Below are 285 nucleotides of genomic sequence, written 5' to 3' on the forward strand. Positions count from 1 at the left end.
GCATCAAAATTTTAAAGCTGACAAACCATACAAAATACTGCATACAGATATTACTCAGCTCAAATTAAAAAATCATATTAATGGTTATATTTCTGCAGTCATTGACGAAGGAACTAAAGAAATTTTATCCATACAAGTAAGTAATTCACCTAATCAACGTTTGATTTATAGAACATTAAAAGAATTGAAAAGCAAAATTCCCACAGGATTTAAACCAATTATGCATTCAGATCAAGGATGGCATTATCAACTGCCTTATTACATTTCTGAATTAAAGCGAATGAA

Annotated in this window: 1 protein-coding gene; it reads left to right on the top strand. The window is 29.1% G+C overall.

Annotated features, from left to right (window positions below; translation table 11 throughout):
• The coding region (locus FD06_RS07650; RefSeq protein ID WP_162256004.1) for a DDE-type integrase/transposase/recombinase at window positions 1-285 on the top strand (285 nt) is incomplete at both ends.

Source organism: Apilactobacillus ozensis DSM 23829 = JCM 17196, from assembly GCF_001435995.1.
GTDB classification, from domain to species: Bacteria; Bacillota; Bacilli; order Lactobacillales; family Lactobacillaceae; genus Apilactobacillus; species Apilactobacillus ozensis.